General features: G+C 51.4%; 25 protein-coding genes. 13 read left to right on the forward strand and 12 right to left on the reverse strand.

Annotated elements, in window-relative coordinates:
- Nucleotides 1-918 carry a carbohydrate ABC transporter permease gene (locus Q4544_RS08750; protein ID WP_303505417.1) on the reverse strand — a complete coding sequence of 306 codons (918 nt, stop codon included), beginning with the start codon at nt 916-918 and terminating at the stop codon, nt 1-3.
- Nucleotides 919-1,050: 132 nt separating this feature from the next.
- Nucleotides 1,051-2,316, reverse strand: a complete 1,266-nt coding sequence (locus tag Q4544_RS08755; protein WP_303505419.1) for an ABC transporter substrate-binding protein — start codon at nt 2,314-2,316, stop codon at nt 1,051-1,053.
- A 129-nt stretch (nt 2,317-2,445) separates the two neighbouring features.
- Between Q4544_RS08755 and Q4544_RS08760 the strand changes: the two genes are divergently transcribed.
- Nucleotides 2,446-3,231: an IclR family transcriptional regulator gene (locus Q4544_RS08760; RefSeq protein ID WP_303505421.1), complete on the forward strand. Its 786-nt coding sequence runs from the start codon at nt 2,446-2,448 to the stop codon at nt 3,229-3,231.
- An 18-nt stretch (nt 3,232-3,249) separates the two neighbouring features.
- Nucleotides 3,250-4,314, forward strand: coding sequence for an ABC transporter ATP-binding protein (locus Q4544_RS08765; protein ID WP_303505423.1), 1,065 nt, complete (start codon nt 3,250-3,252; stop codon nt 4,312-4,314).
- 63 nt (nt 4,315-4,377) lie between these two features.
- Here Q4544_RS08765 and Q4544_RS08770 read toward each other — a convergent pair whose 3' ends face one another.
- The gene (locus tag Q4544_RS08770) at nt 4,378-5,148 is read right to left on the reverse strand and encodes a nuclear transport factor 2 family protein (protein ID WP_303505425.1); all 771 of its coding nucleotides are present in this window, start codon (nt 5,146-5,148) and stop codon (nt 4,378-4,380) included.
- A gap of 92 nt (nt 5,149-5,240) precedes the next feature.
- On the opposite strand from Q4544_RS08770, the gene Q4544_RS08775 reads away from it, so the two are divergent.
- Complete coding sequence (locus Q4544_RS08775) at nt 5,241-5,609, forward strand: helix-turn-helix domain-containing protein (RefSeq protein ID WP_303505426.1); 369 nt, start codon at nt 5,241-5,243, stop codon at nt 5,607-5,609.
- A 74-nt stretch (nt 5,610-5,683) separates the two neighbouring features.
- On the opposite strand, the gene Q4544_RS08780 is transcribed toward Q4544_RS08775, so the two are convergent.
- Complete coding sequence (locus Q4544_RS08780) at nt 5,684-6,244, reverse strand: DUF4202 domain-containing protein (protein WP_303505429.1); 561 nt, start codon at nt 6,242-6,244, stop codon at nt 5,684-5,686.
- A gap of 180 nt (nt 6,245-6,424) precedes the next feature.
- Between Q4544_RS08780 and Q4544_RS08785 the strand changes: the two genes are divergently transcribed.
- From Q4544_RS08785 to Q4544_RS08810, 6 genes are all read left to right on the forward strand, one after another.
- Nucleotides 6,425-7,036 carry a ribonuclease D gene (locus Q4544_RS08785; protein ID WP_303505431.1) on the forward strand — a complete coding sequence of 204 codons (612 nt, stop codon included), beginning with the start codon at nt 6,425-6,427 and terminating at the stop codon, nt 7,034-7,036.
- Nucleotides 7,037-7,122: 86 nt separating this feature from the next.
- Nucleotides 7,123-7,638 (forward strand): LPS export ABC transporter periplasmic protein LptC, encoded by a 516-nt coding sequence (gene lptC, locus Q4544_RS08790; RefSeq protein WP_303505433.1) that lies wholly within the window; start codon nt 7,123-7,125, stop codon nt 7,636-7,638.
- A gap of 15 nt (nt 7,639-7,653) precedes the next feature.
- Nucleotides 7,654-8,142, forward strand: a complete 489-nt coding sequence (gene lptA, locus Q4544_RS08795) for a lipopolysaccharide transport periplasmic protein LptA (protein WP_303505435.1) — start codon at nt 7,654-7,656, stop codon at nt 8,140-8,142.
- Entirely contained in the window at nt 8,142-8,900 is a 759-nt protein-coding gene (lptB, locus tag Q4544_RS08800; RefSeq protein ID WP_303505437.1) for an LPS export ABC transporter ATP-binding protein, read from the forward strand. Before lptA ends, lptB begins: the two co-directional genes overlap by 1 nt.
- A 249-nt stretch (nt 8,901-9,149) precedes the next feature.
- Nucleotides 9,150-9,716 carry a ribosome hibernation-promoting factor, HPF/YfiA family gene (gene hpf, locus Q4544_RS08805; protein ID WP_303505438.1) on the forward strand — a complete coding sequence of 189 codons (567 nt, stop codon included), beginning with the start codon at nt 9,150-9,152 and terminating at the stop codon, nt 9,714-9,716.
- 39 nt (nt 9,717-9,755) lie between these two features.
- Nucleotides 9,756-10,220 carry a PTS sugar transporter subunit IIA gene (locus Q4544_RS08810; protein WP_303505440.1) on the forward strand — a complete coding sequence of 155 codons (465 nt, stop codon included), beginning with the start codon at nt 9,756-9,758 and terminating at the stop codon, nt 10,218-10,220.
- 10 nt (nt 10,221-10,230) lie between these two features.
- Here the strand turns inward: Q4544_RS08810 and Q4544_RS08815 are convergent, their stop codons facing one another.
- The 5 genes from Q4544_RS08815 to cysQ form a co-directional block, all read right to left on the reverse strand.
- Nucleotides 10,231-11,655 carry a nodulation protein NodH gene (locus Q4544_RS08815; RefSeq protein WP_303505442.1) on the reverse strand — a complete coding sequence of 475 codons (1,425 nt, stop codon included), beginning with the start codon at nt 11,653-11,655 and terminating at the stop codon, nt 10,231-10,233.
- A 5-nt stretch (nt 11,656-11,660) separates the two neighbouring features.
- On the reverse strand, nt 11,661-13,358 hold the full coding sequence (locus Q4544_RS08820; protein WP_303505444.1) for a beta-1,6-N-acetylglucosaminyltransferase: 1,698 nt from the start codon (nt 13,356-13,358) through the stop codon (nt 11,661-11,663).
- A complete protein-coding gene (locus tag Q4544_RS08825) occupies nt 13,355-14,341 on the reverse strand; it encodes a glycosyltransferase family 2 protein (protein ID WP_303505446.1) in 987 nt (328 codons plus the stop codon). Before Q4544_RS08825 ends, Q4544_RS08820 begins: the two co-directional genes overlap by 4 nt.
- A 189-nt stretch (nt 14,342-14,530) precedes the next feature.
- Complete coding sequence (locus tag Q4544_RS08830) at nt 14,531-15,577, reverse strand: glycosyltransferase family 2 protein (protein WP_303505447.1); 1,047 nt, start codon at nt 15,575-15,577, stop codon at nt 14,531-14,533.
- Between the two features lie 160 nt (nt 15,578-15,737).
- Nucleotides 15,738-16,535: a 3'(2'),5'-bisphosphate nucleotidase CysQ gene (cysQ, locus tag Q4544_RS08835; RefSeq protein WP_303505448.1), complete on the reverse strand. Its 798-nt coding sequence runs from the start codon at nt 16,533-16,535 to the stop codon at nt 15,738-15,740.
- A gap of 119 nt (nt 16,536-16,654) precedes the next feature.
- On the opposite strand from cysQ, the gene Q4544_RS08840 reads away from it, so the two are divergent.
- Complete coding sequence (locus Q4544_RS08840; RefSeq protein ID WP_303505449.1) at nt 16,655-17,476, forward strand: ABC transporter permease; 822 nt, start codon at nt 16,655-16,657, stop codon at nt 17,474-17,476.
- Here Q4544_RS08840 and Q4544_RS08845 read toward each other — a convergent pair.
- A complete protein-coding gene (locus Q4544_RS08845) occupies nt 17,473-18,087 on the reverse strand; it encodes an alpha-ketoglutarate-dependent dioxygenase AlkB (RefSeq protein WP_303505450.1) in 615 nt (204 codons plus the stop codon). The two genes, Q4544_RS08840 and Q4544_RS08845, sit on opposite strands and share 4 nt — an antisense overlap.
- Nucleotides 18,088-18,290: 203 nt before the next feature.
- Between Q4544_RS08845 and dnaK the strand changes: the two genes are divergently transcribed.
- The 3 genes from dnaK to radC all read left to right on the forward strand — a co-directional run bounded on the left by dnaK (nt 18,291) and on the right by radC (nt 22,288).
- Complete coding sequence (gene dnaK, locus Q4544_RS08850; RefSeq protein ID WP_303505451.1) at nt 18,291-20,201, forward strand: molecular chaperone DnaK; 1,911 nt, start codon at nt 18,291-18,293, stop codon at nt 20,199-20,201.
- Between the two features lie 80 nt (nt 20,202-20,281).
- A complete protein-coding gene (gene dnaJ / locus Q4544_RS08855) occupies nt 20,282-21,430 on the forward strand; it encodes a molecular chaperone DnaJ (protein WP_303505453.1) in 1,149 nt (382 codons plus the stop codon).
- Nucleotides 21,431-21,493: 63 nt separating this feature from the next.
- On the forward strand, nt 21,494-22,288 hold the full coding sequence (gene radC, locus Q4544_RS08860; protein WP_407063035.1) for a DNA repair protein RadC: 795 nt from the start codon (nt 21,494-21,496) through the stop codon (nt 22,286-22,288).
- A gap of 24 nt (nt 22,289-22,312) precedes the next feature.
- Here the strand turns inward: radC and Q4544_RS08865 are convergent, their stop codons facing one another.
- On the reverse strand, nt 22,313-23,872 hold the full coding sequence (locus Q4544_RS08865; RefSeq protein ID WP_303505455.1) for a phosphate ABC transporter substrate-binding/OmpA family protein: 1,560 nt from the start codon (nt 23,870-23,872) through the stop codon (nt 22,313-22,315).
- Nucleotides 23,873-23,896: 24 nt separating this feature from the next.
- A complete protein-coding gene (locus Q4544_RS08870) occupies nt 23,897-24,904 on the reverse strand; it encodes a hypothetical protein (RefSeq protein ID WP_303505457.1) in 1,008 nt (335 codons plus the stop codon).
- Nucleotides 24,905-24,927 lie beyond the last annotated feature (23 nt).

Below are 24,927 nucleotides of genomic sequence, written 5' to 3' on the forward strand. Positions count from 1 at the left end.
TTAGCGGCTCCCTTTATCGTCTTGGTACATCGAGTACAGGAAGTAAGCGATGAAGCAGAGCATGATCAGGAACAGCACAACAGCGATGGACGCACCATAGCCCATGCGGAACCCATATTCCGACAATGCAACTTCGAACATATAGAACGACAGCACGCGGCTTTCGCCGAATGGGCCACCGTTTGTCATAATCGAAATCAAATCGAACGAACGCAACGCACCAATAATGGTCACAACGAACGCGATAAATGTCGCAGGTTTCAACTGTGGAACAATAATGTGCCACAACATACGCCAGCCCTTTGCACCATCAAGGCGCGCAGCTTCAATCTGTTCGGGATCAACGGCATTCAAACCCGTGAGATATAGAATCATACAATACGCCGTTTGTGGCCAAAGGCCCGCAGCGATGATGCCATAGGTCACGTATTTTTCGTCGCCAAGAACGTTAATCGGATCAATACCAAACACACCAAGCATTTGGTTTAGCAAACCAAAGGTTGGGTCGTAGAACCATGTGAACACCAGACCAACAACGATCTGAGAAATAACGAACGGGAAGAAGAAAAGCGATTTATACAGGCGGATACCTGTCACAGTTTGGTTCAAGAACAACGCAATGAACAACCCAGCCGGTATGGCCAACAGATACAGGACCAACCAGATTAAGTTGTTGCGCAACGATGTATAGAACGCATCGTCCCAATACAGTTCCTCGTAGTTACCAAGGCCAACATACGTTGCATCGCCTAGGCCATCCCAATCGTAGAAAGAGACGCTAATAGAGGAGAAAATAGGAAAAATTACGTACAACAGAAAGAACGCCACGCCTGGAATCAGGAACAACCAAGGTGTGACCGAAATCTCATTCCGCTTATACCACGACGAATTTGTCGGGGCGTCGGTGGATGAAGACATAGTCAATCTCCGATATGTGAGGGATTCGCGGTCATGAATTGCCCAGGCCGGTGAATTGTAGGGACCTGCATTCGTCGCGAACGGTCAGAGAAAAAGCGCAACACATGCGTGCTGCGCCTTTCAGAGATGGATTTACTTGTAGATACGCTTTGCTGCGCGATCCAAACGATCCAGGATTTTGTCGAGGTTGTCAGGCTTAACCATGAACTCTTGGAAACCTTCCATGGCAACTTTCGCCATTTCAGCAGGAGCATCACGGTCAAAGAACTGCGCAACACCACCAGGGCTGTTAGAAGACAGCATCGCGAAACCTTCTTGTAGGAACTTGTCGTCATCTACAGAAGAGTTAGCGTTTACTGGCAGCTGACCCAGGTTGTCACCGTTGTTGATCAGTGTTTGGTTCTCAGCAGAAACAACGAACTTCAAGAACGCTTTAGCGGCTTCTTTGTTCTTCGCACCTGATGGGATGTGGAATGTATCTGTTGGCGCGTCTTCCGCCAGCTCAACATCCGCGTTGATCGCTGGGAACTGGTAGAAGTCCAGCTTGCTGTCATCCAGACCTGCTTCACGCAGTGGTGGAACCGCAAAGTTACCCTTCAGGATCGCTGCTGCGTCACCGGAAACGATGAACGGCAGAGATTCTTGCCAGCTGTATGCTGTGTGGTTGTCGATGAACGCACCCATGTCGATCAGCTCACGCCAGTTTGCGAAAGTCGCTTTCACACCGTCGTCAGTCCAAGGGATTTCGCCACCAGTCAGTTTTGCGTGGTAGTCGTAACCGTTGGTACGCATGTTCAGATAGTCAAACCAACCGCCAGCAGTCCAAAGGAACTTTGTACCGATTGTGTAGCACTTACGGCCAGAATCGATGATCGCTTGGCAGTTAGACTTCATCTCGTCAAAGGACGCAGGCTCGTTCAGGCCCAGCTCTTTGTAGATGTCTGCACGATAGTAAACACCCCATTGGTAGTAAGTGTATGGAACACCCCACTGCTTACCGTCCAAAGTCATCGCACCTTTAGTGGATGCCAGACCGGATAGTTCGTCAGATTCCCAAACATCAGAGATGTCTTCAAACAGACCCGCGTCTACGTATGGCTTCATGCGGTTTGCCGCATACCAGTTCGCAACATCAGGTGTGTTCGCTGTCAAAAAGTTACGGATCTGTGTTTTGTAAGCTTCACGGTCGATAACCGTCAGCTCGATGTTCAGATCAGGGTGCATCGCACCGAAACGCTCTACCATGCCCTCCATAACCGCGCGCGGCGCAGGGTTAGACATGTCAGAGAAAATTGTGAGATCGCCCGAAAGCTTCGCGTGGCCGTCTGCGAATGCACCAGTTGTAAGTGCAACAGTTGTGGCTAGCGTCGCTAGGATGGACTTCGATTTAAGGACCATGGTTTTCCTCCCCATTAGGTTCCAAATATTGAGACCAAGTTTTAACTATTGAAAACAATGCGACGAGTCCCTAGGGTTGTCAACAAGTTTCGACGGCCAACAACCGCCGACACTTAGGAGGAGAACATAATGACTAAGCCGGAGAAAAAGGACGGCACGGTCGGTAAGGCATTGGAAATACTAGATTTGGTCGCAGAGGTAGGGCGCCCAGTTCGATTTTCAGAATTGCTGGTCACAAGCCAGCACCCAAAGGCCACACTGTACCGATTCCTACAAACCCTGACGAATCAGGGTATGCTTTCCTACGATGAGGAAAAGCAAACATACGCTATGGGCTTACGTCTTGTTCGTCTCGCGCACTCCGCTTGGCAAAACTCTTCATTGGCACCAGTGGCCGCTGACATTCTTGATCAACTTGAAAAAGAAATCGGCGAAACAATCCACTTGGCGCAAATGGAAAACGGACAAGTCTTATTCGTCGACAAACGACGCTCATCCGTCTTGTTTGAAACACTAGCCCAAACCGGACGTGTTGCCCCTGCGCACTGCACAGGTGTGGGTAAAGTGATTTTGGCCTATATGTCAGCTGAACGTTTAGAACGCGCCCTGCGCCAACAAGCATTTGTTCCTTATACGGCAACCACCCATCGTGACCGCGAAAGCCTAATTAAAGAATTCGAAGAAATTCGCTCCGCGGGCTTTGCCTTTGACCGCGAAGAACACGAGCAAGGCATCATCTCGATTGCCGCCCCTATTCTCTTAAACAATGGCCGAGTCGTCGGTTCCATCTCTGTAGCGACTTCGACCACCCGCTTCACACTGAAAGACCTCGAAGCCTTTAAACCCGCGCTTCTTAATGCAACTCAGAAAATCGGCGACGCCGCCACAACGTGGCAGTTTCCGTCACCAAGCTAACATGGGAGTCGAATTTACATGTCAGGTGTAGAATTAACAAACGTCATCAAAAAATATGGCGAAACACAGGTTATCCACGGTGTGGATCTGAAAATCAAAGAAGGCGAATTCTGCGTCTTCGTCGGTCCATCAGGCTGTGGTAAATCCACTCTGCTGCGCATGGTTGCGGGCCTCGAAGAAACCACAAGTGGTAAAATCGAAATTGGTCCAAACGACGTAACACACGCAGATCCTTCAGAACGCGGTGTTGCGATGGTGTTCCAAACATATGCGCTGTACCCGCATATGACCGTCGAAGAAAACATGGGCTTCGGTCTTAGAATGAACGGCGTTCCAAAAGACGAAATCGACAAGAAAGTTAGCGAAGCCAGCCAAATTCTACAACTCGACCAATACCTAAAGCGTAAACCAAAAGCGCTTTCAGGTGGTCAGCGTCAGCGTGTGGCCATCGGCCGTGCGATTGTTCGTGGCCCAGAAGTCTTCTTGTTCGACGAACCACTTTCCAACCTTGATGCCGAATTGCGTGTCGACATGCGCGTTGAAATCGCGCGTCTACACAGCGAAATCGGCGCGACCATGATCTACGTGACACACGATCAGGTCGAAGCGATGACACTAGCGGACAAAATCGTTGTTCTACGTGCCGGCCACATCGAACAAGTTGGCGCGCCAATGGATCTATTCCGTGACCCAGACAACAAATTCGTTGCTGGTTTCATCGGCTCCCCATCCATGAACTTCCTGAACGGCGTCGTCGAAGGCGGCAAAGTTCGTGTTCCAGCACTCGACAACGAAGTGGTCGACGCATCTGTGAATCTGCCAGCAGAAGGCACCGAAGTGATTGTTGGCATGCGTCCACAACACCTCGCGGTCTCTGCGTCTGACACATCAACTGTCAAAGTTGATCTGGCAGAGCAGCTCGGCGGCGTCTCCTACGAATACCTGCGCGCAGCAACCGGCGAACGTGTGGTTGTCGAATCCAAAGAAGAAGAAGTTCTGCCAAAAGGCTCCACTGTAAAAGTGGCCTACGCACCAGAAAAAGTCATGTTCTTCGACGCAAAAACAGAGCTTCGCATCCGCTAAGCCCTGCAGCATTCAGTCTGAAAACGCCCGCGAGATTTCGCGGGCGTTTTTGTTATCTAGCGATTACAGCTTGCCGTTGTCATGCGCCATTTCAGCGGGGATTTCGTCAACCGTATCCCAATGCTCAACGATCTTGCCGTTTTCTACACGGAACAGATCAAAGAACGCAGTCGGCGTATCACCCAAAGTTCCTTCAGAAGCGGTGAATACAAAATTACCTTCAGCCACAACAATAGGTGTGTCTGTATAGGCCAACGTCAATCCAGCCTCAGCCATCGCAGCCAAAGCCGCCCCCAAACCTTCAAGCCCATCGCCCACATGCGCGTTATGCTGAATATATGTCTCGGTAGAAATATACTCCGTAATCTTCTCAGGCGCTTTACCGTGCAAAACATCAGCCACAAACGCAGTAACCAGCGCTTTGTTTTCTGATGTCTTTTCCAGATCTGTAATCTCTGTTGCACCATCAACAAGGCTACGGCCCGATGGGTTCAAAGCGCCGGGAACTTGCAGGTTATCCCAATGTTCAGCAACTTTGCCATCTTCAACGCGGAAGATGTCAAAAGCCACCAGACTATCTGCACCAAACGCCTGCGCGTTGTCATAAGTGTTGTGCATCACAACAAGATCACCCTCGGCAATCACGCGATGCGTCGTCACCTCGATACCGCTTTCTTTCAATCCGGGGATAAAACCGATGATCGCGGCCGACCCTGTCGGAACGGCCGGGTTGTGTTGGATGTAGCCCTCTGCCAGCAAATCATTTGCAGCGTCTGGGTCGAAACTGGTGAAGAGCGCAGTGAAGGCGTTCAGTACAAGCTCTTTAGGGGTCATGTTGTGTCCTTTCGAATCAGGTTGATGTCTTGATGTCGACAAGGTATGCATTCTGCACCTAGTATCAATTACGCACTATTTAGGAACCAAGTATGCTTCAGGTAACCGCCCTCTCAAAAGAACACGCTGAACTGTGCCCCGTCCGGCAAGTTCTGTCGCAGGTCACCGGTAAATGGCAGGTGCTGATTATCCTCAGTCTAGAAGACGGCGGCCAACGCTTCGGCGCCCTGCGTCGGACCATCGGCGATGTCACACAAAGGGTGCTCACCGAAAACTTACGCAAACTCGAACGTGATGGATATCTCACCCGCACCGTCGATCCGGGACCACCCGTTTCCGTGACCTACGCATTGACCGACCTCGGCGAGGAGCTATTAGGGCATCTTAAAAATTTGGCAGGCTGGGCCGCTAAAAGCCACGCAGCCGTCGTGGAAAACCGCGCGAGTTACGACGCGCAATAATCTCATTCCGATTTCGCAAAAGGAATCGTACGTTTCAGACCGCGAAACGCACGAATTTCACATTTAAAAAGTGTTTAGCGAAAGGCCGCTGCAAGGGTTTCGGGCAATTCGAACTCCTGCAAAACCCGCACCCTACCCGCTTCAGACATCTTGCGCGCCGTCTTCTCGACGATGCGCTGCACCTTATCTTCTGCGTGTTTTGCGGCAAACGGCGCAAAATACCATTTCAGGAAAACAAAGCAGATCACGTCTTCTAGCGACTGCACCAATTCATTCCGTTTGATGCCCTCTTTGCGTAGCATCTTCTCGGTTTCTTCAATAGATTCAGCATCATACCCAGCATCCGCCATAAAACCGGAAACGGTTTTTGCGTGATGCGCCGCCAAATCTTTGCGCCACGTCAGATAGCCCGCGCGACCTTCGGGATAATCCTTGCGCAACAGAACCCAACGTTCCACATGCTGCCCCCGCGCCGCAATCTGCAATGTTTCCAATGCATTAGGAAACAACCGCGCGCATTCTTCGCTCATCCGTTGACCATACAACAAAGCCTCTGGCTGCCCCTCATCCACCCGAGGATCCTTGGAATTCGCAGCATCAATTGCGTTCAAAACCTGTGTCAGCTGGTCAGTCATGGCTCTCTCCTTGGGTCGGGCTATACGGAAACCGTATCATGCGAAAATACCACATCCCAGACCGCACAGATTGCGAAAACCCTGATTTTGAGAGTTATTTTGCCGCTTTCCCCCCTTGTTAAGATTGAAACGACGCCTTCGAACCCGTAAGTCCAATGTAACTTGATTATCGAGGCAACCATGGCGAACCATCTTCACAAAGGCGACCTGCCTGACGGGTTGGATCTAGGTCCAATCGTTGCAATTGATTGCGAAACCATGGGACTTGTCCCGCATCGCGACCGCCTTTGCGTCGTGCAACTGTCCGGTGGTGACGGCAATGCACACCTTGTGCAAATCAGCAAAGGCCAAACCAAGGCACCGAATTTGTGCAAGGTGCTGACAGATCCTAACATATTGAAATTGTTTCACTATGGACGCTTTGACATTGCCGCAATGTACAATGCGTTTGGCGCTCTGACAGCGCCGGTCTACTGCACCAAAATCGCATCTAAACTGGTCCGCACCTATACAGATCGCCACGGCCTTAAGAACCTGCTGCAAGAGCTGCTAAGCGTCGACATATCCAAGCATCAACAAATGAGCGACTGGGGCGCCCCAGACTTAACCAATGCACAATTGGACTATGCAGCGTCTGACGTGCTGTATCTGCACCAACTGCGCGACGTGCTAAACGAACGCCTCGCCCGCGAAGGCCGTACCGAACTGGCGCAATCCTGCTTTGACTTCCTCCCAACCCGCGCCAAGCTTGATTTGGCAGGTTGGCCTGACACAGACATGTTCTCGCACTGATGTCACGGCGCGGGCTCTCATATTCCCAGATTATTTCCTGGCTGAAAGTGCTACTTCCCGTAGTTGCGCTGGCATTGCTATCGACTATGTTTTTGTTTTCACAGTCAATTTCCCCAACCAGCGCCATTCCGTTCGCCAAAGTAGAACTCCAAGAACGTGCCCGCGATCAACGCATCACCGCGCCATTCTTTTCCGGCCAGACCACATCGGGTTTTCCGATTTCAGTCACAGCGGAAACCGCCAAGCCGGATCAAGACAATCCACGCCTAACCCACGCCGATGAGCTAAAGGCAAATATCACCCTAGCAGATGACAACGTCATCGACTTGGATGCTAAGTCTGCACAGATAAACAGCCTTAGCTTCGAAGTACTTTTGAGGGGCGACGTACAACTAAACTCTACAAACGGGTACGCGTTCACCACCGAAGCCTTAGCGCTGAACCTGAACCAAGGCTCTGCACGCTCTGACACCAAAGTAACCGGCACCGGCCCCGCCGGGACCTTTACCGCAGGCGCTATGGAACTAACCTACCCAGAAGACGGCGAAAAAAGCCGTTTCCTTTTCACAAACGGCGTGAAGCTGATATACAAACCGCAATAACGCATGAGGTCTGCAGTGTTTCGTTCATTGGTCATCGCTTTTACCCTAGCCCTCGGGCTGTCGCAGGCCGCAATTGCGCAGGAATTCAAAGTTGATTTTGGCATCGCAAGCGGTGATCCAGATGCACCTGTCGAAGTGTCCGCTGACGCGCTGTCCATTGACCAAGAAACCGGTGGCGCGAAATTTGATGGTAATGTGATCATCACCCAAGGCGAAATGCGTATGGAGGCCGATCTGGTCAACGTGTTCTATACCGAAGACCAAAGCGGAATTTCCCGCCTAGTTGGCTCTGGTGGAGTTTCGATCTTTAGCGGCAAAGACACGGCCAAGGCGCAAACCGCTGAATATGACGTGACTTCTGGCTTAATCCATATGAACGGCAACGTTGTCTTAGTACAGGGCGCCAACTCCATTTCATCCGAACGGATGACGGTAAATACCAAGAACTCAACGGCAGAGCTTCACGGACGCGTTCGCACCGTATTGCGCCCAAAGGCAAATTGATGGCGAAACCAGAATTGAAAATCGCCGAAGGCCAATCCGGCCTGCGCATTGAAAACCTTCGTAAAAGCTATCGTAAACGCGTTGTCATTCGCGATGTGAACCTTGAGCTAAAGCGTGGCGAAGTCGTTGCGCTATTGGGCCCGAACGGCAGTGGTAAAACCACAAGTTTCTATTCAATCGCCGGTCTCGTCGTGCCCGAAGGTGGGCGCGTTTCCATTGATGGCGAAGATATTACTGCATTGCCAATGTACCGCCGGGCTAAGATGGGTATCGGGTACCTACCGCAAGAAATGTCGATTTTTCGCGGGCTCAGCGTCGAAGACAACATCATGGCGATTCTCGATATTGCGCAAAAAGACCGCCACAAGCGACGTGAGCGTCTAGAAGACCTGCTTTCCGAATTTTCGATCGAGCACCTACGCCGCGCCCCCGCATTGGCCCTATCTGGTGGCGAAAGACGCCGTGTGGAAATCGCGCGATGCTTGGCTGCGGATCCGAAATACTTGCTATTAGATGAGCCGTTTGCTGGGGTTGATCCGATCTCTGTCGGCGACATCCGTCATTTGGTTTCTGACCTTAAAAAACGCGGTATTGGCGTTCTAATCACCGATCACAACGTGCGCGAAACACTCGAAATTGTGGACCGCGCTTACATTCTACACGACGGCAAAGTGTTGATGTCAGGCAGCCCAAGTGAAGTTATTGAGAACGAAAATGTGCGACGCGTTTATCTGGGCGACAGCTTCAAAATTTCCTAAGCCATGCTCGGAATGTAGCCGATTTTTCCGAATTCCTTCTTCGTCAAGATTGACAATCTCCGTTTCCCCTGCCCCAATGAGGGTATGACGCGTGAGACTTTCGCCTTGCTAATCTGCTCGCCCCTTTTTGAAAGGGCTGAAGCTGAGCAGGCCAACCACGGGTCAAATTCCAACATTCTGATCTAAATCAACGATGCCCTTCGGGCGTGTGGATAACGGATTGGGTATGTTTTTAATGAAGGAGAACGAATGCGCTATCAAGTTTCAGGAAAACAAATCGATATTGGTGAATCTCTGCAACGCCATGTTCAGGGCGAACTAGGCGGCGTCGTAAGTAAATACGCCGAACGCCCCACCGATGCTCAAATTGTTTTTTCCAAAAGCGCGCATGAGTTTGTTTGTGAAACCACGGTACATTTGTCCACTGGACTAACCGCACAGGCAAAAGGTCGCGCAACGGAAATCTATGCTGCATTCGACAATTGCAGTGAAAAAATGGAAAAACAGCTGCGCCGATATAAGCGTCGCCTAAAGGACCATCATAAGGATCGAAGCGAGCCGGTTGAACTTTCAGGCGCGGCATCTTATATCCTTGCCACCGAAAACACCTCGGACGAGGTGGAACCGGAATCGTTGCAGCCAATCATCGTGGCTGAAATGCAGACCCAGATCCCGTCCCTTTCAGTGGGCGAGGCAGTGATGCAGATGGAACTTGCAGGTTCGCCAGTGTTGGTGTTCCGCAATGAGGGGAAAGACGGGCTAAACGTGGTCTACCGCCGTGAAGACGGTAATATTGGATGGATCGACCCGCAATAAAAGGCGTTGGGACAGACCCGACCCGGAGATACAGGCTAAATGGACCTATCTACGATTCTTCGCCCAGAGGCGATTAAAGTCGTTTCGGCTGCCTCTAGCAAACGTCGGTTGCTGCAAGATTTTGGCGATCTTGCAGCGTCTTGCTATAACTTAGACGCTGGTGGCGTCGTCGAAGCCTTGCTTGAACGCGAGAGCTTGGGGCCCACTGGGGTGGGTAAAGGTGTGGCACTACCACATGCGCGACTAGAAGGATTGGATGCCGTTCATGGCGCTTTTATCCTCTTGGAAAAGCCTATTGATTTCAACGCTGTAGATCGCCAACCGGTTGATCTAGCTTTTGCGCTATTCGCCCCGCATGACGCGGGTGTCGAACACTTGAAAGCCTTGGCTTATGTTTCTCGTACATTGCGAAATGCAAATATCTGCGCCAAATTGCGTGCCAACGCGGACCCATCCACGTTGTTTGCCATTTTGACTGAAGCAGATGCAGTTCAGGCGGCTTAAGCCCGCCTGACTATTCCCAGTTTTTGAACCCGAAGGTCACATAATCTCGCTGATAGGCGTCACGTGTCAGGGATTCTATCTCATCATCATAGATAGCCGCTAATGTATACGGCAGCCCCTCATCGACCGGCTGAAGCGCAGGCGCATCAACGCCAACCTTTGCCGCAAGAGCGACTAGATCAGTCGCTAGTTCATCCTCACGCAGGATCGCATCAGGGAAGGCCAGAACACCAAAGCCACCAATGATGCTTGCCTGACTAGACCAATAAGCATCCTGACGAATCGCTGTTTGGCCTGCTAAGTTTGCCTTGATGAATCGCAGGTATTCTTTGAATGCGACGCGATGAGCCGCTGCATCGTAAGCCTGATCAGGCATCGCTTCGGGGATCGGTAAACTAAATCGGTTCCGTAAAGTGCGTCGAATTTTATGATACGCCCCTTTGTCCGACGACAGGATCATCTTGCAAAAGGCATAATGCGCGCGCGCGACGGGATGCCGGACGACGCTAAAACTGCGATGTGGCATATGTGCCCGCCGCCATTGACGAAACTCTTTCTGGTTCAGCCCGGTCGCAAGATCACGGACTGACACGTTATCTATGTCAGCCATCCACTGTGTGACTGTCTGACTTGGCCCGCCTTGTATTGGCAAATAGATCAGCCCTGTATCGGCACCTGCGACGTAGGTCGGCACTGCGGGTCCCCGGCGTGGCTCGAAGTTTGGCGTGCGGTTCAAGTTGAACTGATCCAACGCGGAAATCGCCGCTGGAACCGCATCAAAGTTTTCGACTTTTTCGGAAATATGGCTGGGGTTCTGGCGCTTTAGCTTTGCATCCAGCGCATCAAGTGTTTCGTCAACGCCTAGGTATTTGGCCAGACCATTCATAACCCCGAGATCCTGAAGATCTTCGTAAGCGACATAAAAGGCCGTCTGCCCGCTGCGTTGAAGCGTGTTCAGCAGGTGAATTTGGAAGGCCTGCAATTTGGCCACATGCTGCGTGAACTCAGCACCGTCAAATTCTACTTTGCTATCCTTGCGCTTGCGAACATCTGTAAGCTTCCATTGGCCCGTCGCCTGCGCGATTTTCCAGCTGACATAGCTGTCCATTGGGTTGCGGGTCAGGATGATTTTAGCACAGCGCGGATCAGCGAGAACATCATCTAAAATGCGCAAGTCATGATCATGAAAGAACCTAAATCCCCCAAGAGAGTTTGGTTCATCTTTGATCGCATCAATCACACTAAACGGGTTCTCGTCCCGCGTCGTGAGTGAAACGCCTAGAATGTTATCCTTGTTCGGATAGCCGATGAAATGCGGATTAAACGCCTCTCCATAGCAGGTCATCCCCTCGAAGCTATTGATATTGGCCTCGAGAAAATTGGAACCCGTGCGCATCTCGGCAAACACGACAAAATAGTCAAAGCGATTGGTCATTAGGCTTACTGCACCAAATAAGGTCGAGAAGAGGGTTTATTGTCGTTCGGATTGTCCGAACCGACCGAGAAATCACCCATCAAATATGGGTGCATGCCTTGGTTTTTCAGATTCTGCAAAAACTGACCAAACCCCGTTAGATCAGTCATGCGTGGTGCCTCCGCCAGACGGCGTGGCGCGTGCTTTCCAATTTCGTCAATTACGGTCTGTAAGGGTTCCATTGGAGCTTCGATAAACTCCGCCATGGTCCAAATGCGAACCCGCGCTTTGGCCCAAGGGGAACGCATAACTTCCAGAAATTTAGATTCAATTTTTTGGAGCTTCGCAGCTTCTTTACGAATATCGGCAAAATTGCGGTTCGACTTAAACAGCGGTACGGCCCAAGCCCCGGAAATCACAGAAATTTGGGCATTTGGATCTTTGGCCATTAGCCAGTTATTGGCTTGGGAGTCTTGTGGGCCATACTGGAAACACTGGCGTTCACCACGTGTGTTCCAGATGAGGTTTGTCAGAAAGGCCTGCGCGTTATTATCTCGTAGCTTGGCATTATCTGACAGCGCACCGTTAATCACCTTTTGGCCACCATTAAACTCTGCGCGCTTGGCGCCAAACAGATGCCCATGCACCTTGCAACCAGATGCTTTGCCCAACCAGCTTTCAAAATCTTCGAACAGTTCGGTAAATCCCTGAAACACCGAATATGGCGCAGATGTTACGCCGTTTTCCCAATGCTGATCCAAAAACCGCGATTGCATATATAGGCCCGGACGGCCAATCGTTCGACGCTCTACCGCTTTGGCGAAGATGCGATCAATCTTGGCTGGATTCGGTTCTGCCTTGCGGGTCTCTGCAGTTGGGCGAACGAGAAAAGCGTTGTATAGACGATCTGCTTTTGGCCAAATTTTCCGAGCGACAAAGCAATCTGATCGACGCAAGAGCTGGAGGTGATCATCGTAAAAGATATGCGGTTTGCCTTGATAATCGAACTTTGACAGTGTCAGCGACCGGCTTTCAATATTGGTCGAATACAAACGCGCCAAGGACTGAAAGTAGCTTTCATCCGGGATCCAAACCTTTTGGAAATACCGATCATAAATCAGCCGATCGGGATCTTGCAAAATGGCAGAAAGCGTCTGCCGCGTCAGGCACCACCACTGCGATCCCATATGCGGCACAAGGCCATTGGGAATACGGCGCTTGAATTTGATGCGCCGTTGAAAATGCACATAGCGGTCAAAAAGGAATCTGTGCTTTTTCCAGGAGAAAGGGAAACGCAAACTAAAGCGTTCTGAATCTAGGCCACCCACAGTCCATGGAACATCGGCCGTGGTTGCGGATTCAATGAAATCAGTGCGCGAGCGTTCGTCCAAATAAGCAATCAGTTCATTGACCGGGCGTAGCGGCAGGCAAGAGCCAGATGCCAAATAAACATGCCGCACTTCGGGGAACGTATCCAACATCAGCTCGCTTGCGGATTGTGAAGCTGCCACAAGCCCCCACATGCCCCACTCACATTTGTGGCGCTTGCTAAACTTAACCAGCGGTTCAGCGTCCAAACTTTGCTTAAAGGCGTTGAATGTTTTGCGGTCTACCGACGCATCGACATGGATCACGACCGGACAACCAGCAGCGATCCAATGCCGCGCAACTTGTTCGGCACGGTTCAGCGCCGCGTGCACAAGCATGATGACCCCAACGCTCATGCCCAGTTCCCCTTTGACATAAGGCCTAAGATTTCGAGCTGGCGCCAGTTGATGTATTTCTCTGACCACTTGCACCAAAGATCCGGGTTTTGCTGCAGGGATTCTGCATAGGCCACATATTCAACGCTGCTTGAATAGTGCTGTTTACGCTCCAGCTCCTCTGCCGCTTTATGTGAAAATGTATCCAAGAACTTGGTGTGCAAGAGAATGCCGCTGGCCTTTTCGCCACCCCACTCTTCGTACACAAGGTTCAAGCCACGCGGTAAAAGCGAATGTGTCGAGCTGGCGTAGGCATAGTTTCGATCCCATTTAACCAATGGAATTTTATTCAAAGCTGGAGCTTTTTTCGGATTGTCCGGGAAAAAGACACGCGCCCTCGGCCCGCCCTGAATCCAAAGGTTTCCATACTCTGCGTTTTTCTTGATCGAATAATTTCCAGCATCAAACCAAGATGTGATTTCAAGCGGGTTTTGTCCGGCTTGGTATGGGAACTCATCCAGGCGGCCCTTTGGATACATATCCAACAACATTGCCGAAAAACTGCGGATCGAAGAATTGTCCATCCAATCGGTTAGCGCCTGAATGGGGCGACTATCGCAGAATGGGTAGATAAAGAATTCATCCGGGTCGACGACAAGTGTCCAATGCTCATGAGCATATTTGCGCATCAGCGCGTTCATCCAATCAACACCGAAGTTTGCATTCTTATAGCTGGATTTCGTGAACCAGACAGAAACATCGCTCATGCCACTGAGGTAATCCATCAGCCCATCAGTGCTGTCATTGTCCACAACAAGGAAATGATTCACGCCAAGCGAACGGTAATACTGCAAAAAATACGGCATACGAATTGCTTCGTTGCGCGCAGTTGTCACCAACAGCACGTCGCCCGATTTAATCTGGCCGGTATTATCCTGCTTGCATCGGAGTTGCCTGGATTTCCGCATTGAGCGGATAATCCGACGCTTGCGGCGCAACCGCATGCGATAAGAGTCCCATAGCCCCACCGTCAATCACCACTTTGCATTTGTCTGAACACTGCGTTCGCCCGGATCATTCGACCCATTTTTTGCCTGTTATCTAACAATATGTCACAGATTTCTTCTAGGAAGCAATGAATTTAGGAAAGGTTAGGCGCATTGATCGAAATCTTTAAAACTGAATTTAAACATTCAGCGAGCGTCAGCCCGCAATCCCCAATCCTCGGACGAAATTAGACCCAACTGAACCAGCTGGCTCGGGTCCTCGTATTGAACAGATGAAACGCTCCAAAGCTGAGGAGATTTAATGATCCCATCGTAATAACCATCAAAATCTTCTGGCACATTGAAATGCTCTTTTCGCTGCTTCTCCGTTTCCGATTTAGAAACAATCTCAGGCAGGAATTTCGTATGCAGCAAAGCCCCCGATGGGGTAATTCCACCCGGTCCATTGTATGCAAAATTAATTTTAGGAGGCAGGATTGAATGGCTTGAGTTTACGTAGGCAAATCGGCGGTTCCATTTTACCAGCGGCAATTTATTCAAAGTCGGCGAGCGCTGTGGCGCATCAGCGAAAAACATGCGTTCACGTACACCGCCTTGGACCCACAAATTGCCAAGCGGGTACTGGCGCTGGCTACGAAACGGTCCCGCGTCGAACCAATCAAGAATATCACGCGGGTCATCTCCTGACTTATAATCCTGTTGCCCTAAGGGACCCTTTGGATAAAGGTCCAACATCAGTGCGCCAAATGCGATAAGACCTTGCTGGTCCAACGTAGCGGTCAAGCCCTTCAAATCGCAATGATCATCGCCTGAATAAACCAGCAGCTCGTCAGCATCGACCGTCAAGCACCAGTGATTATGTGCGTACCGCATTTGCAAATAGGTCATCCAATCCACGCCGAAGCGCGAACCGTGATAGCTTTGTTCAGTTTGCCAAAGCGATACATCCTCTTGCGCTGCAAGATAGGTATCGCTGCCGTCGTCACTGCCATTGTCGACGATTAGAAAGTGATCCACCCCTAAATTTCGGTAGAACTCTAAAAAGAACGGCAATCGCGTCATCTCATTGCGCAGGGTAGTGACGGCCAAAACACTGGTGTGCGCGATGTTAGACGTGCGATCCGCAACAACAGCTAACTGCTTGCAAGATCGGAGGGAACGCCACAGCAATCGACGCCGCTTAAGGCGCATTCGATAGGCGTTTAGCCAGTTTTCTTGATATTCTAGCGTCATTTGGTTCGAACTATCAAAGCAGAGTTACCCACCTTTGCACGACATAGGTTGCTCGTATCAAACGAAATCTGTTTCAAACGTGTGGTTAGGATGACAAATCCCAAAGCACATATCCCTCAATAGCCAAGGAGCTGAACCCAAGGCTGTTGAGGCTTAATTTTTACGCTTTTTGCAGCGTTACGGTTGGCGCATAGGCGATGAAAAACGGGTTTGCGTAGTCACCTTTGCCATAGGTAAGCGGCGTATGGTCATCAAAGCGCACTACTTGGCCGCCCGCACCCAACAAAACTGCATGACCTGCAGCGGTATCCCACTCCATCGTGCGACCAACACGTGGGTAAATGTCAGCTTCACCAGTCGCGACAAGGCAGAACTTAAGCGAAGAACCAGCGCTTTTGCTGTCTTTGACGTTGTATTTGTTGATGTAGTCTTCGGTGGCTTGGTCGCGATGAGACTTGGATGCGACGATCATCAGGGCTTCGTTATCAGCTTCTGACACATTGATTGGCGTTGTTTCGCCAACGGTATCCAAATCAAAAGCGCCTGTTTCCTCAACCGATTGACCACCAGCTTGCGTAAAGAACATCCGATCACGAGCCGGAGCATAAACGACCCCGCGCTGTGGAACGCCCGCTTCAACATACGCGATGTTGACTGTGAAATCGCCACGACGGTTGATGAACTCTTTTGTGCCGTCCAGTGGATCGACGATTAAAAAGGTGTCGCCTTTGATCTTATGGCTATCGGCCTGCTCTTCAGTCACAAGCATGACATCCGGAAAGGCAGCGCGCAGACCGGCAGAAATAATCGCATCCGCTGCTTCGTCTGCAATAGTGACAGGGCTGTCATCAGATTTCAGCTTTACGTCAAAATCATCTGAATTGTAGATTTCCATAATCTTGCGGCCGGCCTCAATCGAAAGGCGGCGCATCACCTCAATCAGCTTTTCGTTGTTCACGTCGTGTCTCCTGCCAAGGCATTTGTTGAATATTTATCTTTGCCCCCTTATGCTTTGCGCAACACGGAACGGCAAGAATTCCGTCCGCCCCTCTGAGGCAGAAAAGGCAGAGCAGGTCTATGTTTCAGCAATCCGGCCCCAAAACGACGATGCAGTCGGCAATCACGATCTTTGAGCTCGTGTATCATTCCATTGTGCGCATGGTTCGAAAGACCCATGGCAACGCAGTTATGTCGATCCTGTTGAATATGATGCAGGTCGTCATTTTTGTTTTGGCCTTCTTTGTGATGTTCTCGATCCTTGGCCTAAAGGGGTCAGCGATCCGGGGCGACTTCTTGCTGTATATCATGTCCGGCATCTTCATGTTTATGACGCACACCAAAACGATGGGTGCCGTTGTTGGGGCTGAAGGCCCGTCATCGCCAATGATGAAACATGCGCCTATGAACACTGCGATTTCGATCCTCGCGGCGGCGTTTGGGACGCTGTATATTCAAACGCTTTCGTTGCTGACCATTCTCTTTGTCTACCACGTTGGCTTTAACCCTATCGTGATTGATCAACCCATCGGCGCCCTTGGAATGCTGTTGCTGGCATGGTTCACGGGATTGGGGATTGGCCTGGTACTCTTGGCAATCAAGCCTTGGTTCCCAACCTTTGTTTCTATCGCAAACACGATTTATGCCCGCGTGAATATGATTGCCTCTGGTAAGATGTTTGTCGCGAACACATTGCCCAGCTTTATGCTTGCTATGTTTGACTGGAATCCGTTGTTTCACACAATTGACCAATCGCGCGGCTATGTTTTTCTAAACTACGCACCACGCAACAGCAGCTCGGAATACCCGTTATATGTCGGTCTGGTTCTGTTGATGGTTGGCTTGATGGGTGAATTCTACACGCGCAGGCAAGCGTCCCTCAGCTGGGGCTCAAAACGCTAAAGATCTACAGCCCGCAGCGTAAGATTGATCCGCCCGTTTTTAGGTAGCAATGAAGAACTGCCAAATCGGATGCGGTCAACACCGTGATAAACCATGCGCGCTTCGCCGCCCATCACAACAACGTCGCCGGACGTCAGCCATAGCGATTCTGTAGATCCGCCCCGAGTAGGTGTGCCCATCCGAAACAAAGCATCATCGCCAAGCGAAATTGAAACGACAGGCCATTCAAACGCACCTTCGTCTTTGTCTTGATGCATGCCCATACGTGCGTCTTGCCCGTAAAAGTTCACCAAGCAACAATCCGGCTGGCGCGAAACGCCGCTCACCGCATTCCAAATGTCGAGAACATCCTGGGGGATTGCGGGCCAGGGAGAACCGCTTGGGTGGTGAGCTTGGTACCGATACCCGTCTCTATCTGTCACCCAACCCACGGACCCAGCGGACGTCATTCGAACCGACATCGGCTTTCCACTGGGAGTGATCGGGGAAACAAACGGTGCGTCCGAGGCGACGTTGCGTATGTTTTTCACCAAATCGCTCTGTTCTTTGCGATCTAGAAAATCCTTATAGATTCGAAATCCGCGAATATTGAGGGGGTTAGAAACCTTCATTTTGACCTCCTAGCAACACAGACAGAAGATTCGCAGCAAATTTGCCGTATACAACACGATCTGACGCTTGCAGCAGCTTTTCCGCCTCCCTATATACCCTCCGAAGCGTAGTGGCCAAAGGGCCATTGCATTCAGGATCATGGCAGGATGCCGAAACGGGTCCAGGCCTTGGAACATCGCCTTAAGTAAGAAGGGATCAAATTATGGGTAAAGTCATTGGTATCGACCTCGGTACAACAAACTCTTGTGTGGCCATCATGGATGGTTCTCAAGCACGCGTAATTGAAAACGCTGAGGGTGCACGTACAACACCTTCGATCGTTGCATTCACAGACGACGAGCGCCTTGTAGGCCAGCCGGCAAAACGCCAGGCCGTCACAAACCCAGAAAACACCGTATTCGGCGTGAAGCGTCTGATCGGTCGCCGGGTTGATGATGCAGCTGTTGAAAAAGACAAAAAAATGGTGCCGTTCGCGATTGTGAATGGCGGCAATGGCGATGCATGGGTTGAAGCACGTGGCGAGAAATACTCCCCGTCGCAAATCTCTGCGTTCACATTGGGCAAAATGAAAGAAACCGCTGAGTCCTATCTTGGCGAAGAAGTAACACAGGCGGTTATCACTGTTCCTGCGTACTTTAACGATGCTCAGCGTCAGGCGACAAAAGACGCCGGTAAGATTGCTGGCCTCGAAGTTCTGCGTATCATCAACGAACCAACAGCTGCTGCGTTGGCTTACGGTCTGGACAAAGAAGAAACCCAAACCATCGCGGTCTATGACCTTGGTGGCGGTACCTTCGACGTAACCATCCTAGAGATCGACGACGGCCTGTTCGAAGTTAAATCCACCAACGGCGACACGTTCCTTGGCGGTGAAGACTTTGACATGCGTATCGTGAACTACCTCGCGGACACATTCAAAAAAGAACACGGCGTTGATCTGTCCAAAGACAAGATGGCCCTGCAGCGTCTGAAAGAAGCAGCAGAAAAAGCCAAGATTGAGCTGTCTTCTGCGTCGCAAACAGAAATCAACCAGCCGTTCATCTCGATGGGCAAAGATGGTTCTCCTTTGCACATGGTCATGAAACTGACCCGCGCAAAGTTGGAATCTCTGGTTAACGACCTGATCAAAGCGTCCATGAAGCCATGCGCAGCAGCGTTGAAAGATGCTGGCTTGTCCGCGTCTGACATTGACGAAGTTGTTCTGGTTGGCGGTATGACCCGCATGCCTAAAGTTGTTGAAGAAGTCACAAAATTCTTCGGCAAAGAGCCACATAAGGGTGTGAACCCGGATGAGGTTGTTGCGATGGGCGCGGCCATTCAGGCTGGTGTTCTGCAAGGCGACGTTAAAGACGTTGTTCTGCTGGACGTTACTCCATTGTCCTTGGGTATCGAAACTTTGGGTGGTGTCTTCACCCGCTTGATCGACCGCAACACCACTATCCCTACGAAAAAGTCCCAGACTTTTTCTACTGCGGAAGACAACCAAAACGCTGTGACACTGCGTGTGTTCCAGGGTGAGCGTGAAATGGCTGCGGACAACAAGATCCTTGGTCAGTTCAACCTAGAAGACATCCCACCGGCACCACGTGGCATGCCGCAGATCGAAGTGACTTTTGACATCGATGCCAACGGCATCGTGTCTGTTGGCGCCAAAGACAAAGGCACCGGCAAAGAGCAGTCGATCACAATCCAAGCGTCTGGCGGCCTGTCTGACGAGGACATCGAAGCAATGGTTCAAGACGCGGAAGCAAACGCTGAAGCGGATAAAGATCGCAAAGAGCTGGTCGAAGCACGCAACCAAGCAGAGAGCCTGATCCATTCGACTGAAAAGTCCATGGAAGAGCATTCCGACAAGGTCGACCCGACAACCATCGAAGCGATCGAATTGGCAATTGCTGCGTTGAAAGACGATCTGGAAGACGAAAAAGCAAACGCTGACAAGATCAAGTCTGGCGTTCAGAACGTGACCGAAGCGGCGATGAAACTGGGCGAAGCGATCTACAAAGCGTCTGCAGAAGAAGCTGGTGAAGAGCCAGCAGCAGCAGATGCTGGTCCAGCGGACGACGACATCGTCGATGCTGACTTCGAAGATCTTGACGGCGACAAGCGCTAAGCGCGTGGTCGGATCATGATTACGGGCCGGTCCGCTCGCCGGATCGGCCCTTTCATTTTTCCGGCTCAGAGGAGTAACCCATGGCAAAACGCGACTTCTACGAAGTTTTAGGTGTCGGCAAAGGGGCCTCTGCGGATGAAATTAAGAAAGCCTATCGCAAGAAGGCCAAAGAATTTCACCCTGACCGCAATGCGGACAACCCTGATGCAGAAGCCAAGTTTAAAGAAGCCAATGCTGCTTACGAAGTTCTAAAGGACGGCGATAAGAAAGCAGCCTATGACCAATATGGTCATGCAGCCTTTGAAGGCGGCATGGGCGGCGGTCAACGGGGTGGACACCCTGGTAACGGTGACTTTGCAAGCGCATTCTCAGACGTCTTTGATGACCTGTTTGGCGACTTTATGGGCGGCCAGCGTGGTGGCGGTGGCGGACGGCAACGTGCGGCACGTGGCTCTGACCTGCGCTACAATCTTCGCGTTACACTCGAAGAAGCCTTTTCTGGACTTCAAAAGACAATCCAAGTTCCAACATCCGTTGGCTGTGGATCCTGTAATGGATCCGGTGCCGAAGGTGGTGCTGAGCCAACAACTTGTCCAACCTGTTCTGGGATGGGTAAAGTTCGTGCGCAGCAAGGTTTCTTTACTGTCGAACGTACCTGCCCGACCTGTTCTGGCCTTGGCCAAATCATCAAAAACCCTTGTAAATCTTGTGGTGGTGTTGGGCGCACGGAAAAAGATCGTTCGCTTTCGGTCAACATTCCTGCGGGCGTCGAAACCGGCACGCGTATTCGCCTAGCGGGCGAAGGCGAGGCAGGTTTGCGAGGTGGGCCAACCGGTGATTTGTACATCTTTATCGAAGTATCCAAACACGCGATCTTTGAGCGTGAGGGGACCAACCTATTCTGTCGTGTGCCTGTTTCTATGGCCTCTGCAGCTTTAGGTGGCGATATTGAAGTACCGACAATTGACGGTGGCCGGAGCCGGGTGAAGATTCCATCAGGTAGCCAATCGGGGCGGCAAATGCGTTTGCGGTCCAAGGGGATGCCTGCACTTCGCGGCGGTGGCGCTGGGGATATGTTCATTGAACTGGCAGTTGAAACGCCCGTGAATTTGACCAGTCGCCAAAAGGAAATTCTTAAGGAATTCGATCAGCTTTCCGAAGAGAACAACCCGGAGAGCAGCAGTTTCTTTAAGTCTGTCAAAGGCTTCTGGGATTCGATGAAAAGCTAATCCCGGGTAAATAATATTAAAGAGGCGCTTCATTTGAGGCGCCTTTTTTGTTTGCTTAAGCCAATGCTAACCATTGCCCGCACAAGCTTAAGTATGTCTGATCCTAATGCTTTCTCCGAAGTCCCGCTCCCACTTTTTGAATCGGAATCTCATTTAATTTCAAAGGGTTCCGGAAAGATCCCATCGTACCTGCAAGATCATCGCAAGCGATTGCGAGAGCGGTTTATGCTGGGTGGAGCTGCGGCGGTTCCGGATTATGAATTGTTGGAGTTGGTGCTGTTTCGCGCCATCCCTCGGCAGGATGTAAAACCGCTTGCCCGTAAGCTACTGGAAAAGTTTGGTAATTTTAACTCTGTCGTTTCTGCACCAATCCATAGGCTGAAAGAAATCAAGGGTGTTGGGGATGCTGTTGTTTGCGAGCTTAAGATAATAGAAGCCGCGGCGCATCGACTTGCCAGATCAAAAGTTATGCAAAGACAGGTGCCTAGCTCTTGGGATTCGCTGTTGGATTATTGCAAAGCGTCGATGGGGCATCAGGAGATAGAGCAATTTCGAATCCTGTTCTTAGATACCAAAAACACGCTAATTGCAGACGAAGCACAGACAAAAGGAACAGTTAATCACGTGCCGGTCTACCCGCGCGAGGTTGTGAAACGCGCGTTGGAACTGAATTCTAGTGCCCTGATTTTAGTACACAATCACCCATCTGGCGACCCAACGCCATCACAGGCAGATATTGAAATGACCGAACAGATACGCGCAGCCTGTGATGTGTTGTCGATCACATTACATGATCACCTGATCATCGGCGCCTCGCGCCACCTAAGCTTTCGCAGCGAGGGATATATGAGAGATTGAATTGTACAATTCGTACGTTTCAATTTAGCGCACCCAAATCTCGACCCGACGGTTCACTTGGCGCCCCCAGGCGCTTTCATCGCAAGCCATTGGCAGGGCCTCGCCGAAGCCCTCGACCGCGATATTCAAACTCGACGGATCAACTGTTTCTGCGGCGGCAAGAACCGCCTCTTTCACAGCGGTTGCGCGACGTAGAGCAATGGTGCCGTTCGCTTCGGCCGAGCCTTCGCCATCGCTGAACCCGACAAAGACCAATTCGCGGCCATCATAGGTACCAAGCTCTAGCGCGCGGGCGAGCTGTTGGGCGTTAGACCGCGATTGGGCATCCAAAGCACTAAGGCCAGGTTTAAACCGAAAGGTGGTTGTCAGCCGCGCATGATTACCGAGGCGCTTAACGACGGCCTGAAGGTCTTTTAACGGTACATCTTTATCCGCGCGGGCAATCGCATTGGCGAAACGCTCGCCCTGCAAAGCAACTGGCACTTCTTCTGGAGAGTGATCCACGAATCCTGCGCGACGGATCACAATCTGTGCTGCTGGACCGCGGGTATAGGCCAGAAAATCGCGCGCGACTTTGGGCAAGCGACGCGCAGGAAGATACAGGAACATTGGCGCTGTCAGCGGGTAATCTTCAGTTTTAATCCCACGACGGGTGGCATGCACCGCAAAGCCGCAACCGCCCGCTAGCGGTAGGCGCGCAGCAGCGCTGGAACTGGAATACGTTGTAATCCCAATTGCAAAGGGATCGCGCTGTACGGCGCTTACAAGCGATGTCATCTGACTATGAAAAACGGCATCGTCATCGAGCCGTTGCCCCGAGGGTTTTAACAGCCGATCCTCGATAGCTTGTAGCAATCCGGATTCCTGTTCAGGCACATGGCGCGCGATTGGGGCATCCGGGCCGCCTAGCATTTTCCAATTGTCGATTTTACCGGAAAACACCTTGGACAGATCGCTAGCCGTGATCCGCTTAACGGGATTGCCCGGCGCGACAACAGGGACCAATGCGTTCAAGGCCAAGATGCGACTGCGGTTCTTACCGCTCATGTTGCCCAGCCCCGCTTCGTAGCCGCGTTTGGATTCGGGTTCACGAATTTCGCGCAGGGACATTGCGATGTCTGCTTCATTAGCAAGGAGATCGGCAAAGCCTTCGTCAGTTGTGGTTGCCCTGAAGAAAAAGCGCGCGACAGTGGCACCGGTCGTCGAATCCGCAAGCTCGTACGAAAAGTGAGTTTTGTCGGTTAGTTTGCGAGACACGCGGTACCCGTTGCGCAGCGCAAAGCCATCGAGCAAGGCAGGCATCAGCACATCTGCCATGCCAGCGGCGCCAGAAATCCGAACCTCGGCCACGAAATCCATGAGGTTCGGGCAAGCGGGCCCGTCACAGGTGACGCCAGAGCCATCAACGGTCAGCTCGCCATACAGTGTTTGGACGCGGTAGAATTCGCCATCAAAGCCTAGCAACGTGCCTGTAATTTCGACCGCGCCATCGGGCGAGGTCAAAGTCACATCCTGTGCGGAAAGGGATTGGCCACCGAGAAAAAAGGAAAGTGCGGCGAAAGTCGCCGCACGCAAAATGTTCATGGATTGACCCTGACTTGCGCGAAATTATTTCTGCGCGATTGTCAGGTCTTGGAGCAGGTTTTTCAACACCAGAAAGTCACCCGAAGCAGCACATTCTGGCATTGCAATTTCCAATTGGCGGGTTGTGGCCGGTCCACCTTGGTGAATCTGCAAAGTAGAGGCCCGAATATCGCGGCCGCAGTTGCTGCCAGTGACTTCTGCTTCGACGGAAAGTTGCACCTTGCCCGTTGTGGCAGCATTGCCTGTTGGGAAGGTATAGACGTCTGCCATTTGCGAAATCTCGCTTTGGCCGTCACCAAGACGCAGCAGGAAACCGCCCTGCCCGCCGATGACCGAGGTTAAATCGCGGGTGTTGCCATACCATACGTGCCCTGCGGAATTATAATCGGCTTCGTATTCAAGCGCATGAATTTGCAGACCCGCTTCGCCCATCCATTGGACAGCAACCCGATCATAGAATTCAAGCGACGGTACTGAGGCGATGCTGTTGGTTTCGCTGCCATTCGGGAAGCGAACCGCAAAACGCGCGTCTTGCTCCATCGCCGGAACGGTGATGCCGAGAGCCCCGTTTTCATCAAGGACTTCGGTAAAGCTAAGACCGGCATGAGAAATCGTGACGCGCGCGTTTGGTAGGCACGTCGCTGTAATTTCTAGGTTCACCATTGCGGCGATAGCAGGGATGGCATTCATGGAGATGTCACACCCCAGCAGCGGTGCTGGCTCTTCTTGGGGCATAGCGGTGGTTGGTGTATCTAACGAGACCTCAAGTGCAACGGTGCGTGCTGGCAATTGCGCCTCTAGCTGGCTGGCTTGGGGTAGGTTTGGCAGGGCGAAGGATGAAGCCGAGGCCAAGAGCAACGGTGGGTTTGCATCCAGTGCTGGTGCAAACTGTTTGGATTGCTCAGGCTGCACCCCCGAAGCCTGCGTTGGCTGGCCACTTTGGACATAGACGCCGAGCACGATGGCAGCCGTTGCCGTTACGGCGGCAAGGGCCAGTTTGCTGGTTCTTTCAGACAATTTCACAGGCTTCATGGGGTACGCTCCCTACGCTTAAA

This window comes from Cognatishimia sp. 1_MG-2023, assembly GCF_030548175.1.
Classification (GTDB): Bacteria; Pseudomonadota; Alphaproteobacteria; order Rhodobacterales; family Rhodobacteraceae; genus Cognatishimia.

Excerpts from the sequence above, each read along its gene's own strand:
- Q4544_RS08750 (WP_303505417.1), bottom strand. The coding sequence starts at position 918 with ATGTCTTCATCCACCGACGCCCCGACAAATTCGTCGTGGTATAAGCGG.
- Q4544_RS08755 (WP_303505419.1), bottom strand. The coding sequence starts at position 2,316 with ATGGTCCTTAAATCGAAGTCCATCCTAGCGACGCTAGCCACAACTGTT.
- Q4544_RS08760 (WP_303505421.1), top strand. The coding sequence starts at position 2,446 with ATGACTAAGCCGGAGAAAAAGGACGGCACGGTCGGTAAGGCATTGGAA.
- Q4544_RS08765 (WP_303505423.1), top strand. The coding sequence starts at position 3,250 with ATGTCAGGTGTAGAATTAACAAACGTCATCAAAAAATATGGCGAAACA.
- Q4544_RS08770 (WP_303505425.1), bottom strand. The coding sequence starts at position 5,148 with ATGACCCCTAAAGAGCTTGTACTGAACGCCTTCACTGCGCTCTTCACC.
- Q4544_RS08775 (WP_303505426.1), top strand. The coding sequence starts at position 5,241 with ATGCTTCAGGTAACCGCCCTCTCAAAAGAACACGCTGAACTGTGCCCC.
- Q4544_RS08780 (WP_303505429.1), bottom strand. The coding sequence starts at position 6,244 with ATGACTGACCAGCTGACACAGGTTTTGAACGCAATTGATGCTGCGAAT.
- Q4544_RS08785 (WP_303505431.1), top strand. The coding sequence starts at position 6,425 with ATGGCGAACCATCTTCACAAAGGCGACCTGCCTGACGGGTTGGATCTA.
- lptC (WP_303505433.1), top strand. The coding sequence starts at position 7,123 with ATGTTTTTGTTTTCACAGTCAATTTCCCCAACCAGCGCCATTCCGTTC.
- lptB (WP_303505437.1), top strand. The coding sequence starts at position 8,142 with ATGGCGAAACCAGAATTGAAAATCGCCGAAGGCCAATCCGGCCTGCGC.
- hpf (WP_303505438.1), top strand. The coding sequence starts at position 9,150 with ATGCGCTATCAAGTTTCAGGAAAACAAATCGATATTGGTGAATCTCTG.
- Q4544_RS08810 (WP_303505440.1), top strand. The coding sequence starts at position 9,756 with ATGGACCTATCTACGATTCTTCGCCCAGAGGCGATTAAAGTCGTTTCG.
- Q4544_RS08815 (WP_303505442.1), bottom strand. The coding sequence starts at position 11,655 with ATGACCAATCGCTTTGACTATTTTGTCGTGTTTGCCGAGATGCGCACG.
- Q4544_RS08820 (WP_303505444.1), bottom strand. The coding sequence starts at position 13,358 with ATGAGCGTTGGGGTCATCATGCTTGTGCACGCGGCGCTGAACCGTGCC.
- Q4544_RS08825 (WP_303505446.1), bottom strand. The coding sequence starts at position 14,341 with ATGCGGTTGCGCCGCAAGCGTCGGATTATCCGCTCAATGCGGAAATCC.
- Q4544_RS08830 (WP_303505447.1), bottom strand. The coding sequence starts at position 15,577 with ATGACGCTAGAATATCAAGAAAACTGGCTAAACGCCTATCGAATGCGC.
- Q4544_RS08840 (WP_303505449.1), top strand. The coding sequence starts at position 16,655 with ATGTTTCAGCAATCCGGCCCCAAAACGACGATGCAGTCGGCAATCACG.
- Q4544_RS08845 (WP_303505450.1), bottom strand. The coding sequence starts at position 18,087 with ATGAAGGTTTCTAACCCCCTCAATATTCGCGGATTTCGAATCTATAAG.
- dnaK (WP_303505451.1), top strand. The coding sequence starts at position 18,291 with ATGGGTAAAGTCATTGGTATCGACCTCGGTACAACAAACTCTTGTGTG.
- dnaJ (WP_303505453.1), top strand. The coding sequence starts at position 20,282 with ATGGCAAAACGCGACTTCTACGAAGTTTTAGGTGTCGGCAAAGGGGCC.
- radC (WP_407063035.1), top strand. The coding sequence starts at position 21,494 with ATGCTAACCATTGCCCGCACAAGCTTAAGTATGTCTGATCCTAATGCT.
- Q4544_RS08865 (WP_303505455.1), bottom strand. The coding sequence starts at position 23,872 with ATGAACATTTTGCGTGCGGCGACTTTCGCCGCACTTTCCTTTTTTCTC.
- Q4544_RS08870 (WP_303505457.1), bottom strand. The coding sequence starts at position 24,904 with ATGAAGCCTGTGAAATTGTCTGAAAGAACCAGCAAACTGGCCCTTGCC.